Origin of the sequence: Enterococcus sp. AZ035 (genome assembly GCF_050548325.1) — a bacterium.
Taxonomy (GTDB): Bacteria; Bacillota; Bacilli; order Lactobacillales; family Enterococcaceae; genus Enterococcus; species Enterococcus faecalis.
This window is the reverse complement of the sequence record NZ_CP172958.1, coordinates 2,589,266-2,603,622: the sequence shown is the minus strand read 5'-3', so window position 1 is coordinate 2,603,622 and position 14,357 is coordinate 2,589,266. Positions and strand designations below refer to the sequence as shown.

Below are 14,357 nucleotides of genomic sequence, written 5' to 3'. Positions count from 1 at the left end.
TCATGAAAAAAAGCCCTTAAAAAAACGTTTTCTTTATATACTTAACCCATAGAAAACAGACAAAAGGGAGCGAAGAAGAATGGAAAAGAAAGTATATTCATTTTTACAACAAGCAGCAGTTTTTGCCATTATTATGTTAATCGCCAACGGCTTGGCGTTCATTTCCCCAATACCAATGCCTGCTTCAGTAATTGGCATGGTGTTATTGTTCATTGGTTTATGTACAAAAGTTGTTAAATTGGAGCAAGTGGAAGGGCTAGGTAATAGCTTATCAACGGTTATTACATTTTTATTTGTTCCTTCAGGGATTTCCTTAGTTAATTCTTTAGGGATTATGCAACAATTTGGCGTTCAAATTATTTTTGTTATTTTAGTAGCAACATTAGCGTTACTAGCAACAACTGGTTGGACGGGCGCCTTTTTATTGCATATGAAAGATGCTCGAAAAGAAAAAGAACCCGCAGCAACGAAGAAAGCGAAAGGAGAGGTTCGCGCATGAATCCGTATGTTGGCATTATTATTTCATTAGCTGTATTTGGCATAGGTACTTGGTTGTTTAAAAAAAGTAAAGGTTTCTTCTTATTTACGCCATTATTCGTTGCGATGATTTTAGGCGTTGTCGTTTTAAAAGTAACAGGAATTAGTTACGAGCAATACAATGAAGGTGGCAAATATATCAGCTTCTTTCTAGAGCCTGCGACAGTAGCGTTTGCGATTCCTTTATATAAAAAGAGAGACGTGTTGAAAAAATATTGGTTAGAAATTTTAACGGCGTTAACAATTGGTTCTTTTGGTTCGCTAGTGGCTGTTTATTTTGCAGGAAAAGTGATTGGCATGGATAATCATTTAGTGGCCTCAATCTTACCACAAGCAGCTACAACAGCGATTGCCGTACCTATTTCTCAAACTGTTGGCGGCATTGCTTCCATTACGGCGTTTACTGTAATCTTCAATGGTGTACTAACCTATGCCTTGGGTCGAATTGCATTGAAATGGTTTAAGATTAACAATCCAATCGCCAAAGGTTTAGCTTTAGGTGCGGCCGGACATGCCCTAGGTGTGGCAGTTGGCATAGAAATGGGCGAAACAGAGGCTGCTATGGCTAGTATTTCTGTCGTAGTGGTTGGCGTAGTTACTGTTTTAGTAGTTCCTTTCTTTGCAACGGTCATTGGTCTATAAAAAAGTGGGCTTCCTCACTTTTTATGAGTAGCTAATTTCTATCAGCTAACAGTCTCTGCTTATTCTGTGAATGCTAGTTATCACTAATCCGTAGGCTCGGAGTTAAAATGAGTGTAAAAAAGCCAACCTTATCCATAGTAAGGTTGGCTTTTGCGTTGTTCACAGGATTTTTTGAATATAGATAGGTCGGATTGACCAGTCTTTTTATAGAATGGTTGCTCCTAAAGTTTGTTTAAAGTGGCGTAACGCCCATTCGTGTCCTTGTTCATCAAAACTAGCAACGGCGCGTTCAGGAATCATTAATTGATAGCCTAAATTATAGGCATCGACAGCCGTATGCAACACGCAAATATCTGTACAAACACCAGTTAAACAAAGCTCTGTAATTCCTCGTTCTCGTAATCGAATGTCCAAATCCGTGCCACTAAAAGCAGAATAGTGCCGTTTGTCCATCCAATAAATGGTTGCCTCATTTTTGTGAGCTTGATAAAAATCAGCTAGCGAGCCAAACAGATTACGCCCGTCAGTTCCTAAGACATTGTGGGGCGGGAAAAGTTTATTTTCAGGATGATAGCGATCTAGGGGGTCATGCCCATCAATGGCAAAAACCACAAAATCGCCATTGTCAAAATAGTGCTTTGTTTGTTGAACAAGGGCCGTTTCAATGGCTTGCCCAGCGGCACCAGTGGTTAGTTTTCCGTCTGTGGCGACAAAATCATTCGTATAATCAATGGAAATCAGAGCTTTCATTTGGCAACCTCCTAAAGGTTAAAGTCATTTTGTTCATTTTACAGCTTTTAAGAAAGCATTTCAAATGATAAAAGTACATCAAATTCTAAAAAAGCTGTTTCAAAATAAACGCTTTGGCTAAAAAACATGCTATAATTTTGCTACAAATTAAAGCAGGTGAATAGAGTGAAAAGAAAAATCGTACGTTTTATCCTTTGGTTGTTAGGAATCATTGTGGTTATTTGCTTAGGCGTGTTTCTCGCCTTTCAATTATCCCCTAAGCCAGGCGCTTGGGTCATCAACCAGTTATTCGCAGGCGAAGTTGAAATAAAAGATTCAGCTTCCTATGATAAAGCATTGCCCAATGTCCAATTGCAAGAAAATCAAACATACCCTTCTTCAAGAAAAAAGAATACCTTTGATTTGTATTATCCCCAAACGTCAAAACAAGCGGTACCAGTCGTTTTATGGGTCCATGGTGGTGGCTATGTGGGAGGAGATAAGTCTGGGATGAAAGAGTTTGCGACACGTTTAGTGGCTGATTCCTCAGTTGCCTTTATTTCAATGAATTATGAATTAGCACCAGACGCACCTTATCCAAGCCAGCTCCAGCAGGTCAATGAACTTGTTCAATTTTTATTAGAAAAGAAACAAGCGTATCCCATGTTAGATTTATCTAAGCTTTTTATTGGCGGGGACAGTGCGGGTGCACAGATTGCTCTACAATATGCAACAGTTCAAACCAATGCCAACTATGCCAAAGAACTAGGGATGACTGCAGCATTGCCGGCTAGCCATTTAAAAGGCACGCTCTCGTATTGTGGTCCGGTGGATTTGAAACAAATGGCCAACCAACAAAGTGATAATCGTTTTATGAAATTTTTCGTTAAAACAGTGGCTTGGTCCTTGCTCGGCACTAAAGACTGGCAGACGAGTGCAGAACTGCAAGAAGTGAGTTTAGTGGATAAAGTCACCAAAGAATTTCCCCCGACGTATCTAACAGATGGCAATAGCTTTTCATTCCAAGAGCAAGGACTAGCCTTGGTTCAGCGGTTAAAAACTTTAAATGTTCCAGTTTCAGCTCTCTTTTTCAAAGATAAGAAAGCAACGATCACCCACGAATATCAATTCGACTATCAAACAAAAGAAGCTAAACAATGTTACCAAGAAACAGTCCAGTTTGTGAATACGTATAAATAAACAGAGGCCTTAGAAATATTTCTAAGGCCTCTGTTTATTTATTTTTGTCATTTTTTCAGCTGAGAAATATGTATAAATTAAACAAAAATGTTTATTTAATGATGTTTACATGAGAAAAAATCCGTGCTATACTACGAACTCGTTTGTTAATTTTAATGTTAAAAACAACGTTTTTGTTATTTTTGTGAACAAATTAATATTTTTATCTTACAAAAACAGCAAAAAATTCGTTTAGTTAACAAAAAGAAAATTAAAAAATAAATTTTTTTTTTGAAATTAAGAAAATATCTTTAAAAAAATCAGAAGAAAACTTCGTATACTTGAGCCATAGGTTGGTTGTGGAAAGTTTACTTCGAGGGAGGAGTGATGAAGTTAATGAAAAAGAAAATCGCTGTTTTATTGGCAACTTGTTTACTTGTACAACCATTTTTATCTGTTTCAGCGTGGGCGATTGAAGGGGAGCAACAAACAGAACGTACGCAGACACAGCCAAAAACAGCAGAAACCAGTACAAGTGAAGCAACAAAAGAAAGCAGCGCACATTCTACAGAACAGTCATCAATGACTGAATCTAGTGCTATCACAGAAAAAGTAACCACCTCTTCCACAGAAACAAAACCAAGCGAAGAGCAGAAGCAAATCACGTTGACCTTTGAAACAACGGATCAAGCTTTGTTTCTAAATGATGCCAAAAGTTATCAAGTGGTAAAAGAAAAAAATCAGCCACTTCGGACAGAAGAATTACCAAAATGGGCGAATAGTGAGGAAAATGCGACTTTCGTTGGCTGGTCTTATCAAGGCAAAACATATACAAATGAAGAACTTCTTCAATTAGAGTTTTCAGAAGATACACAACTTACGGCTGTCTTTAAACAGAAACTGACACGCATGGCCAGAGCTGTTTCAATTGATCAGTCCATTGCGGACACAATTGCTCCTGCAGATAAAACAAAAGTGATTGTTGTGCCAAGTCCTGCAGGAGATGGAGCAGCGTACAAAGAATATGCATCGACAGAGGCTGGCTTGAAAGAAGCCTTGTTTGATTTGTATCAACAGGGGAACAATGGCGATTTCACTCTTTATATAGGAAACAATATTACGACGAGTGCGGCGACCACCGCTAAAGTGATTCCTGACACCGTTACGGCAAGTAATATGACCTTTTACGCCTTGCAAGGTAAGGTCAATCATTTAGTGATTACTGGAAACAGCGCGGATCCGATTAGTATGGATCAAACGGCGCCAACGGGTTCTAAGACGTTAGGATTTAATCAAAATATCTATTTTGGCTCAAACATCACTTTGAGAAATCTAAACTATACAGGTACGAATATGTATTTAAATGGTTACAGTTTGAACCTGAATGGCGGCTCTAGTGGAAACGGTCTGACCGTATACGGTGGAACGGATACAGGAGATGTTTCAGGAAACCCAACTTTAACAGTAAATAGTACAGGTACAGGGACATGGAATTTCTATGGCGGAAACCAAAATGGTGGTAATTTAGCTGGAAATCCTACGATTGTTATTAACAATACACGGAGCGGACTAAATACATTAAGTGGGGGCGCCAATATTGGGACAGTGACTGGGAATACTTCATTGGTTGTCAATGATTCTGGTGGCAGAATTGCTTCAATTTATGGGGGCGGTTATGGGACCAACGCAACCAACACAGCGAATGTTACTGGTAACGTCTCAACAAAGGTTGCGATTACGAATGCTGCTACAGGTTTCCAATTAAGTACGTATTATGGCGGTGTTCAATACGGAAATATTGGTGGAAAAGTAACAAACGATATTTCTGGATATGGCCGTTGGTATACAGCGGGTCAACGTTTTATTGGTGGCTCTTCCCGCGGCGATATAGGAACGAATCGTGCGACTGATGGAATTACTACAAATTTAAATACACAGTTGTATAGTGCGGGTCGTGCAGATTTTGAAGGAGGCAACCAATATTCTGGAACGATCATCGGAGATATTACGAATGTGGTTACAGCAGGAACGAATTCCGCTGGTGGTATTAATGATTTTAACGGCGGTGCTGGTAACAATGTTTCGAAATTTAACAAGAGTCAAATTGGGGCCTCAAATGAAGCAACGTATGATGCTTATACACCACAACAAAGAGCAGAATTAGCCAAATCAGCAGCAGCTTTTAAAGTTTTTGGAAATATTTCTTCTAAATTAGTCAGCGGTTCGTTTAATAATGGTGCAATTTACTCAACTGCAGCTGGCCGCGGCGGTTATATCGAAGGAAATACAACAATTGAAGTGGGAACAGCGAATGGTGATGGGTCCTTAGGTGGCGATGGTATGGCTTATTCAGGCGCAAAACCGACAAGCTTAGATTATTCAACGACCGATAAAAGTCGTGGGTATAGTTCAGGTTGGGATATTGTTGGTGGCGGCGGCTATCCTGCTAGTAATGATACTTGGGATATCTATATAAAAGGAGATACTAAGACTGTTTTAAATAATACCATTGCTCGCTGGACATATGGTGGCTCTTTTTCAGGTGTCGTTGAAGGCAATACTTCTAACACATTGAATGGCGGGATTGCTGACACATTAGAAGGAACAGGCTATCAAGCAGCTCGAGTTTATGGAAACGGTCAAACAATCGTTAATAATGGTCAAGTCGATTGGTTTCTTTCAGGCGGTGGCTGGAATGATGCCAAAAATGTTGGGAATGTCGGTGTAACGGTTTATGAAGGAGTAATTAATGCTTCGATGGGTGCTTCTTATGGAGCAAGCGGTGGCCATACAATTACTGGTAATTCAGACAATCGCATCTACGGAGGAAATTTCTCAGGAACTCCTCGGACAGGCGCGAACGGTTTTTCAGGTGGGATTACCAATGCGGGCTCACTTCTTGGAAATGCCAAACTCTTAATTGATTTAAGAAATTACAACGGAGAGTTTAAGTTGCCTGGTAATACCTACATTACTGGTGGTCGGCCCTATGGTCAAAATACGACACTAGGAACGGATGAATCAAACACAATTACTTTAAATATTTTCACTAAAACAGGTGTGGAATCTCTAAATGGGGCCAGCATTTACGGTGATGGTGGAACCAATGCTGCGTATACCAAGAACGGCAAGATTACAATGAATATTCAAGCAGCGGGTTCTAGTATTGGAAATTTATATGCGACACAGTATTCCAATATCAGTGGCGGAAAAATCTTACGTGATGTTACCGCAAATGTTCAAGGTGCAGTTAGTATTAACGGTTTATCCGGTGGTTCATCAACAGATAATTTCACTAATGCAATTGTGAATGCTAGTTCAAATAAAGTGGCCTTTAACTTTGGGACTAACGTTGACGGCACCAATAACTATCAAACAGAACCACTAAATGCGACAGGCTTAGGCGTTGTCAACTTTACGGAATTAAATGTCACCAATGGCATTAAATTAATGGCTAATGGTGGGAACATCAAAAATGGCGTTTCTGCTACTGCCGCGAACCACAGTACGACTTACAATGAATTCGGATCAATTCATCTATCTAAAAACGCTGGAATTGGGATCACCAACACAGCCAATTTAATCTCAGCTAGCAAACTAACGGTTCAGGATCATGCAACATTAGAAACAATTCCTGGTACAGGTAAAGTAAACATTGCGGATTTTGAAGCTGTCGATCCAACAAAAGATGAACTTTTATGGATTAAACCAACGACAGATACAACTGCTTTGGTGGATAGCACAGGGACTTGGTTTGGAAATGTCAAAGCCTATCAGGTCTTGACGATTAATCCAACGGTCAATAATGCTACAAAACTTACGCCAACAACGTTTCATGGGATTGAAAAAGCGACTGGAAAAACATTTATTGGCGATAACGATGTGACCAAGGGCGCCAATGGCTATGGGATAGCAATTCCTGGCTCCATCATCGATTACGAAGTGGAAACGCCTGGAATTGTGGCAGGTGCAGGTACTATTTCTCATGATGTAAAAGAGGTCAAAGCCGGCAATGCGCCATTAACCTTACAAGCGTGGGGCACCGAAGTAGCTGGACAAAAAGTTCAAAAAGGACGTTTGATGATTCCGACCTCAAGTGCTTTAACACCAACCCTAAGCTTCCTTCCTGACGAAGTAACAGGTTCTTGGTTGCACCAAGGAACGGTTAAGTCTAGTGAAGTTGGGAGCGCGATAGAGCAAATTCCAGAGCAAAAAGATACCACCCCGCTTTCATGGAAAGCGACGAATATGAACTACAGTTATCAGGTGAAAGTTCAATTTTCAAATAAAGTGGAACTTTCGGGGCAATCGGTGATTGTCACAGAAGATGAGGCAGCACAGCTAACAACTGTTGATAAGGTAGTGGAAATGCTCGGCGCAAAAGGTCGGCCGTTTTTCAAGACCTCATTAAAAGAGACGGATTTACCACAAATTCAAGCGCCGTTAGCAGAAAAAACTGTATCGCGGACACATGATATTCAATTAGAAGCAGGGACGTCAGGAGATAATTTGCAAAACAAAACGGTTCATTTAGTTGTTGTGAAAAATGAAAGTGTCCTTGCCAAAGATCGTTCGTTTGCCTTGTATGCGACAAGTGCGCATTTGAAATTAAAAGAAGCAAATGGCTTAACGAATTCAGACGAGTTGGCACAATGGACACAAGCAACGGTGATTTTCGCAGATGGTCGGGCCAATCAAACACCAAGTCTTGATGCCGCAACCTTCCAAGCCATTCAGCAAGCGAAACCAGAAGAATTAGCCAAAACGGTGCCAGCCAATTATCAATTTACAGAAGCTGGTGAAACGTTAAATAAAAAAGTCAATGTGTCTATTTCAGGTGAATTAACGTTAGAAAAAGTACCTAAAACAATTGATTTTGGCAAACAAAAAATTTCTGCCAAGCCAGAAGTTTACTGGCCAACTCTTTCAGATGATTTAGTCGTTCAAGACACACGCGGGTCAGAAAGTACGCCTTGGAAACTGAATGTTCAGGTAACTAATCCCTTAACGAACGGCACAGATCAATTGGAAGATTTGTCATTGGTTACAGACAAAGGAGAATTTTTACTCAATAAAGGAGATACGGTTGTTACAGAAAATGAAGGCTCAGGTTCAGGTAGTTATACAATTAACCAAGGTTGGGGTGCGGCAAACCAACGGGGACTTAAACTATCTGTGCCAGTCGAGAAACAAAAAGTTGGCGAATTCAAAGGGACATTGTCATGGTCATTAGTCATGGCACCATAACAAGGAGGAGAGAAGTGAGATGAAAAAATACCTTTTGCTTAGTTGTTTTTTAGGTCTTTTCAGCTTCTGTCATTCAGACACTGCGTTTGGAGAAGCAGCTTATGAAAATAGTGGTGTTGTCTCCTTTTATGGAACGTATGAATATCCCACAGAAGAGTCGACAACAGCGACTAGTAATTCTTCCACAACGACCGAACCCACCAAGCCAGCTGACGGAGGCGCTTCATCCGTCCTTTCTTCTGGCGTATATGGATCGCGACAAGGAAGATTACCAGCGACAGGTACCACCAATCAAGCACCATTTATTTATTTGGGAATCAGCCTTATCACTATAGGCATATTATTTATTAAAAGGAGAAGAGAAGATGAAAAAAACAGTATTAGCAGTAGTAGGGATTGTAGGATTTAGCGGTGTCCTAGCGACACAACAAGCATTTGCGGAAGACATTAACGTGAACTATACAAGTAATGGCGCCATTACATTTGAACCAGATACAGATCCAACGAAGCCAGTTAACCCAACCAATCCAGATGAAAAAGTTGAACCAGAAGATCCAACTGACCCAACTGGACCAAAACCAGGGACTGCAGGCCCCTTATCAATTGACTATGCTTCAAGCTTTCAATTTGGCGCCCAAAAAATCACTTCCGATACGAAAGATTATTACGCACAAATTCAAACATTTAAAGATGGAACAACAGGTCCCAACTATGTTCAGGTAACGGATAAACGTGGGACACAAGAAGGCTGGACGTTAAGCGCTGTACAAAATGGGCAATTCAAAACAGCCCAAAATGAAGAATTAGTGGGGGCCGCTTTATCGATTGCCAATGCAGGTGTGACATCGATTGTTGATGCCGCATACGCGCCAACACCAACAGCAGCACATACCTTTGTTCCTGGAACAGAAGTAGAATTAGTCAAAGCAGAAGATGGCAAAGGAATGGGGACTTGGGTCTATCGTTTTGGGAAAGATGCGACAGAAGGTGCTACTGCCGTGAAATTAAATGTCCCAGGTAAAGCGATTAAATTAGCAAAAGAATATCGTACGACCTTAACATGGACATTGAAATCTGTACCAACGAATGTTGGAGGCTAAGTAAATGAAAAAAACAGTCGTCTACTCCTTGTTATTCGGAACAATGTTGCTTGGCGCCACTGTTCCTGCTGAAGCGGCGACGGTCGTTTTTGATAGCGAACAGTCGATTGTTTTTACCCCAAGCACAGATGGGACGGATCCAGTAAATCCAGAAAATCCCGATCCAGAAAAACCAGTTCGACCAGTCGATCCAACGAATCCTGATGGACCTAATCCAGGTACCCCTGGTCCACTTTCCATCGATTATGCCTCAAGTTTGGATTTTGGGAGTAATGAGATATCGAATAAGGATCAAACGTATTTTGCCAGAGCGCAAACCTATAGAAATCCAGATGGTTCAGCAAGTGAATTAGCAACTGCTAATTATGTACAAGTAAGTGATTTACGGGGAACCAATGCTGGCTGGGTTTTAAAAGTGAAACAAAATGGTCAATTTCGTAATGCAGAAACATTACACAAAGAATTAACAGGCGCCACCGTCGCCTTTACTGAGCCCAGTGTGCGCTCAAATGCGACGGACGTATTGCCGCCAACTGCTACCGCAAACATTCAATTAGATGCTGCGGGCGCAGAAACTGTTGTCATGCAAGCCCCAGAAAAGACCGGCGCCGGAACGTGGATCACGCTGTGGGGGCAAGCAGAAAAAGTGACCGAAAAAAATCAACAAGGACAGCAAGTAAATGCCACAATCACACGGGCAATCTCACTAACTGTTCCCGGGAAAACCCCTAAGGATGCAGTACAATATAAAACAACATTGACTTGGCTACTTTCAGATGTACCAGTAAATAATGGAGGGAAATAAATGAAAAAGACAAAAGTAATGACATTGATGGCAACCACAACTTTAGGCGCACTGGCACTTGTACCAATGAGTGCATTAGCAGTCGACGGTGGTGAATACCAAACAAACGGAGCGATTCAATTTGCACCAAATACGAACCCAACGAATCCAGTTGATCCGACGAATCCAGACCCAGATAAACCAATTACGCCAGTTGATCCAACTGATCCGACAGGGCCTAAGCCAGGGACAGCAGGTCCGTTATCCATTGACTATGCATCTAGCTTATCTTTTGGGGAACAAACGATTACCTCAAAAAATATGACCTACTATGCAGAAACACAAAAATACAAAGATAATGCTGGTGCCGACCAAGAAGGCCCGAACTTTGTTCAAGTCTCAGATAATCGTGGGACTGAAACAGGTTGGACGCTAAAAGTAAAACAAAATGGTCAATTCAAAACTGAAGCCAATCAAGAACTAACAGCGGCCAAAGTAACTTTAAGCAACGGACGCGTGGTTTCAGCTTCACAATCTGCAAAACCAACGACAGCGCCAGCTACGATTGAATTAAACCCAACTGGGGCTGAATCAGTGGTCATGGCTGCTGGCGATAAAGAAGGTGCGGGTACGTACTTAATGAGCTGGGGCGATAGTGTAGATGCCGCTAAAACAAGTATTTCATTAGAAGTACCTGGTTCAACCACAAAATATGCGAAAAAATACACGACAACTTTTACTTGGACTTTGACAGATACACCTGCTAACACAGGAAACTAAGAACGACAGCATACACGCAAGATCGGGATATAAGTCAAAAATTTTTGGCTTATCTTTCGGTCTTTTGGTGCTTATAATACAACAAAGAATGACAGACATAGGAGAATGAATATGAACAGATGGAAAGTATATGCAACGGTAATCGCTTGTATGTTATTTGGCTGGATTGGCGTGGAGGCGCACGCTTCTGAATTTAATTTTGCGGTTACACCAACAATTCCCGAAAATCAAGTGGATAAATCAAAAACCTACTTTGACTTAAAAATGGCGCCTGGTACCAAACAAACCGTAGAAATTCAGTTACGCAATGATACAGATGAAGACATTACCATTGAAAATACGGTGAACTCAGCGACAACAAATTTAAATGGCGTAGTAGAATATGGCCAAAACGGGATCAAACCTGACAAAACTTTACGCTTTAACTTAAAAGATTATGTGGAAGCACCGAAAGAAATCATCTTGCCGAAGCATTCCCAAAAGACCTTACCTTTAACCATCACAATGCCTAAAGATTCTTTTGATGGCGTGATGGCTGGCGGTATAACACTAAAAGAGAAAAAGAAAGAAACCACGACTTCTGCGGATCAATCAAAAGGGTTAGCTATTAATAATGAATACTCCTATGTTGTGGCTATTATTCTTCAGCAAAATGAGACAAAGGTTCAACCAGATTTAAAATTACTAGGGGTTAAACCAGGCCAAGTCAACGCGCGAAACGTCATCAATGTTTCTTTACAAAACCCACAAGCGGCCTACTTAAACCAATTACATTTAATCAACACTGTTTCAAAAGGAGGCGAAACGCTTTACCAATCCGATACTGAGGATATGCAAGTGGCGCCAAACTCTAACTTTAGTTACCCAATTTCTTTAAAAGGGGAACGATTAACGCCAGGAAAATATGTCTTGAAATCAACGGCCTATGGTGTAAAAGATGAAAAGGGCACCTATCAAGTCAAAGGCGCCAATGGTGAAGAACGGTACCTGTACAAATGGGAATTTACAAAAGAATTTACTATTTCTGGGGACGTCGCTAAAGAATTAAATGAAAAAGACGTAACCATTAAAGGAACCAATTGGTGGTTGTATCTACTGATTGCATTCATCATTCTAGCGCTGCTCTTATTGATTTTCTTCTTGTATCGTAAAAAGAAAAAAGAGGAAGAACAACAATCTGAGTAATAAAAAGGGCTATCTATTGACAAAAAGGGTTTTCCTTGTAAAAGTAAAGGTACTTTTACAAGGAATTGCTTCCCATAAAGTAGAGGTAGAGAGAGTGAGAAGCCATGAGAAAAAAGTATCTTTTTTTATTTAGTTCTTTGCTAATTTTTACGGCTGTCGAAATAGAACCAATTCAAACATTGGCGACACCTATTTATAATCCCTTAGAACCAACGGAAGAAATTCAACCAAAACCAGAATCAATCACCCCTCAGGAAAAGTCAGAACCGGAACAACCTGCGCCGACCCCTCCGGAAGATCAAAAAACTACGGTTCCTTCTGAAGAAAAAAAGCCTTCACCCAAGAAAAAAGACAAACCTGTGGAGAAACCGGCAATGTCAAAAGAAAAAAAGAAACAAACAAAAGAAACAACGGCTCATCCCTTACAAGTGAATAAAGATTTTGTCTTTCCTAACGGACTTGGTGCAGGCGGCGATGAAGAATCTGAAAGCTATTTAGCAGCGGTTGGGTACTTTCTTTCAGGAAATGGATTGTATGGGAAAAAAATGGATGTGAGAGAAGTCTATGATATTGATGATGTTTTTAAATAAAGTGGATAAAAGAAAAATCGCCTTATTTCAGTTACTGGAAAATGCACCGATGTTAACAGAGTCAAAAGAAACCGTAATGCAGGAGTTAGAATTATCTGAATTTATCGTGAACAAAACGGTCGCTGAATTAAATGCCGATTTTATTGAATTTGGTTTATCAGAGGATTTTCAAATTGTGAGCGATGGTATTTTCTTAACGCTTAATGAATCAGGAACGGAAACTTCCGCTACTTTGATTGATTGCTATATTAAAGAGTCGTTACGTTTTGCTATGTTTCAAGATTTCTTTTTTCAGCGTTTTGATTCTGTAAATGAGTTTGCTTTAGAACACTTTGTTAGTCACACATTGGCTTATAAGGAGTTCAAGGAATTAAAGAAAATGCTGGAAAATTATCAAATTACAATTAATAAAGAATTTCACTTAGTGGGAAATGAAACCAATTTACGCGAAGTAACAACACTGGTTTTTTTACAATTATACCAACGTGATTTTTCATTGTACGGTAAAAAAGTTTTAGAGCAGATTCGGAACTTTGAGCTATTTTTTTCTGAGAAGGTTCATCTTAATCAGCGTGCAGGCTATGCACAAGCTAAATGTTTTCATTTTTTGGCGGTTTCTTTAGTACGAACGCAGCAACAGTTTTATGTAGAGAAAAAAGTAGATTCGCAAGTGTTAAAACAATTAGCCGGTGACAATCAGCAGAATGTTTTCGATTGGTTAGAGAGTCTTCAAATCCCAGAACCACAACGAACAAACGAAGGCAATTATTTACTCTTATTTTTAATTGCTGAAGAGTGGCTTCAAGTAGCTTCAGCAGCACTTTGCCAAAGATTTGCAGAAATTCAACAATTGAATCGTGACTTGTTAAGCTATTTAAAAATACAATTTCAGCTTTCTGAGGAAGTCCTGCAAGGTTTTGAACAAAAAGTAACAATCGTACATTTTAAATTGTTCCATTTTCCAATAGAAGCAAACTATAGTTATCGCAAAATGGATATAACCTACTTTGCAGAAACGTATACAGAGTATTTTTCTGCTAGTCGACAATTTATTCAAGAACAAAAAACGAATCCCGCTGTTTGGGATGCCAGACAGTTTTTATTTTATCGGTATCTGTTGTTAATGGTGGATGCGTTACCATTGAAAAAAGTTTTGGCTCCGATTACATTGTGTGTCGACTTTTCCTTTGGTGAAGCCTATAATCGTATGATACAAAAAAATATTGAAAAAATTACGGAATGGAATATCATTTTCAAAGCACATGTAGATGAAAGTGTACAATTAATTTTATCGGATATTCATTTTGTCGATTGGCCTGAGATTACTCAAATTATTTGGTTAGCGCCACCACGTCCTGTTGATTGGTCGCATTTTATTAAAACGCTGAGTGCACTAAGACCGCACTCGGGAGAAGAAAACAAGGTCGGGACAGCACCGCTTAGCTCCGAGAAATAAGAAGAAATTTCCGGAAATTGTTCTTTAATTTTTGGATAATTTCGGCTTATTTCCGAAGGAGCTGGTTCTGTTCCCGCCGTTTATCAGATTTTGAGCGTGAAGCAAAAATCCAAAGTGATTTTTGTACC

The 14,357-nt window shown here is 40.0% G+C and carries 13 protein-coding genes; 11 read left to right on the top strand and 2 right to left on the bottom strand.

Going from position 1 to position 14,357, the window contains the following annotated elements; translation table 11 throughout:
* The first annotated feature begins 79 nt into the window (after positions 1-79).
* Entirely contained in the window at positions 80-499 is a 420-nt protein-coding gene (gene lrgA / locus IGL32_RS12485) for an antiholin-like murein hydrolase modulator LrgA (protein ID WP_002367481.1), read from the top strand.
* Positions 496-1,179, top strand: coding sequence for an antiholin-like protein LrgB (gene lrgB, locus IGL32_RS12480; RefSeq protein WP_002365411.1), 684 nt, complete (start codon positions 496-498; stop codon positions 1,177-1,179). Before lrgA ends, lrgB begins: the two co-directional genes overlap by 4 nt.
* A gap of 204 nt (positions 1,180-1,383) precedes the next feature.
* Here lrgB and IGL32_RS12475 read toward each other — a convergent pair whose 3' ends face one another.
* A complete protein-coding gene (locus IGL32_RS12475; protein ID WP_002360970.1) occupies positions 1,384-1,929 on the bottom strand; it encodes a cysteine hydrolase family protein in 546 nt (181 codons plus the stop codon).
* A gap of 165 nt (positions 1,930-2,094) precedes the next feature.
* Between IGL32_RS12475 and IGL32_RS12470 the strand changes: the two genes are divergently transcribed.
* Complete coding sequence (locus tag IGL32_RS12470) at positions 2,095-3,108, top strand: alpha/beta hydrolase (RefSeq protein WP_002367479.1); 1,014 nt, start codon at positions 2,095-2,097, stop codon at positions 3,106-3,108.
* A 366-nt stretch (positions 3,109-3,474) separates the two neighbouring features.
* A complete protein-coding gene (locus IGL32_RS12465; RefSeq protein WP_029739097.1) occupies positions 3,475-8,334 on the top strand; it encodes a hypothetical protein in 4,860 nt (1,619 codons plus the stop codon).
* 126 nt (positions 8,335-8,460) lie between these two features.
* Here the strand turns inward: IGL32_RS12465 and IGL32_RS12460 are convergent, their stop codons facing one another.
* Positions 8,461-8,622: a hypothetical protein gene (locus IGL32_RS12460; RefSeq protein WP_002389451.1), complete on the bottom strand. Its 162-nt coding sequence runs from the start codon at positions 8,620-8,622 to the stop codon at positions 8,461-8,463.
* Positions 8,623-8,644: 22 nt separating this feature from the next.
* Here IGL32_RS12460 and IGL32_RS12455 point away from each other — a divergent pair, with 22 nt between their 5' ends.
* The 7 genes from IGL32_RS12455 (at position 8,645) to IGL32_RS12425 (ending at position 14,229) form a co-directional block, all read left to right on the top strand.
* Complete coding sequence (locus IGL32_RS12455; RefSeq protein WP_229201436.1) at positions 8,645-8,743, top strand: hypothetical protein; 99 nt, start codon at positions 8,645-8,647, stop codon at positions 8,741-8,743.
* Positions 8,700-9,434 (top strand): WxL domain-containing protein, encoded by a 735-nt coding sequence (locus IGL32_RS12450; RefSeq protein WP_002365407.1) that lies wholly within the window; start codon positions 8,700-8,702, stop codon positions 9,432-9,434. Before IGL32_RS12455 ends, IGL32_RS12450 begins: the two co-directional genes overlap by 44 nt.
* Positions 9,435-9,438: 4 nt before the next feature.
* Positions 9,439-10,239, top strand: a complete 801-nt coding sequence (locus IGL32_RS12445) for a WxL domain-containing protein (RefSeq protein WP_002386238.1) — start codon at positions 9,439-9,441, stop codon at positions 10,237-10,239.
* The gene (locus IGL32_RS12440) at positions 10,240-10,998 is read left to right on the top strand and encodes a WxL domain-containing protein (RefSeq protein ID WP_002383195.1); all 759 of its coding nucleotides are present in this window, start codon (positions 10,240-10,242) and stop codon (positions 10,996-10,998) included.
* Positions 10,999-11,103: 105 nt separating this feature from the next.
* Positions 11,104-12,183 carry a DUF916 and DUF3324 domain-containing protein gene (locus IGL32_RS12435; protein ID WP_002378996.1) on the top strand — a complete coding sequence of 360 codons (1,080 nt, stop codon included), beginning with the start codon at positions 11,104-11,106 and terminating at the stop codon, positions 12,181-12,183.
* A gap of 104 nt (positions 12,184-12,287) precedes the next feature.
* Positions 12,288-12,773 (top strand): hypothetical protein, encoded by a 486-nt coding sequence (locus IGL32_RS12430; protein WP_002354843.1) that lies wholly within the window; start codon positions 12,288-12,290, stop codon positions 12,771-12,773.
* A complete protein-coding gene (locus tag IGL32_RS12425) occupies positions 12,748-14,229 on the top strand; it encodes a helix-turn-helix domain-containing protein (RefSeq protein ID WP_002367474.1) in 1,482 nt (493 codons plus the stop codon). The genes IGL32_RS12430 and IGL32_RS12425 overlap by 26 nt, the downstream gene beginning before the upstream one ends.
* Positions 14,230-14,357 lie beyond the last annotated feature (128 nt).

Excerpts from the sequence above, each read along its gene's own strand:
- lrgA (WP_002367481.1), top strand. The coding sequence starts at position 80 with ATGGAAAAGAAAGTATATTCATTTTTACAACAAGCAGCAGTTTTTGCC.
- lrgB (WP_002365411.1), top strand. The coding sequence starts at position 496 with ATGAATCCGTATGTTGGCATTATTATTTCATTAGCTGTATTTGGCATA.
- IGL32_RS12475 (WP_002360970.1), bottom strand. The coding sequence starts at position 1,929 with ATGAAAGCTCTGATTTCCATTGATTATACGAATGATTTTGTCGCCACA.
- IGL32_RS12465 (WP_029739097.1), top strand. The coding sequence starts at position 3,475 with ATGAAGTTAATGAAAAAGAAAATCGCTGTTTTATTGGCAACTTGTTTA.
- IGL32_RS12450 (WP_002365407.1), top strand. The coding sequence starts at position 8,700 with ATGAAAAAAACAGTATTAGCAGTAGTAGGGATTGTAGGATTTAGCGGT.
- IGL32_RS12445 (WP_002386238.1), top strand. The coding sequence starts at position 9,439 with ATGAAAAAAACAGTCGTCTACTCCTTGTTATTCGGAACAATGTTGCTT.
- IGL32_RS12440 (WP_002383195.1), top strand. The coding sequence starts at position 10,240 with ATGAAAAAGACAAAAGTAATGACATTGATGGCAACCACAACTTTAGGC.
- IGL32_RS12435 (WP_002378996.1), top strand. The coding sequence starts at position 11,104 with ATGAATATGAACAGATGGAAAGTATATGCAACGGTAATCGCTTGTATG.
- IGL32_RS12430 (WP_002354843.1), top strand. The coding sequence starts at position 12,288 with ATGAGAAAAAAGTATCTTTTTTTATTTAGTTCTTTGCTAATTTTTACG.
- IGL32_RS12425 (WP_002367474.1), top strand. The coding sequence starts at position 12,748 with ATGATATTGATGATGTTTTTAAATAAAGTGGATAAAAGAAAAATCGCC.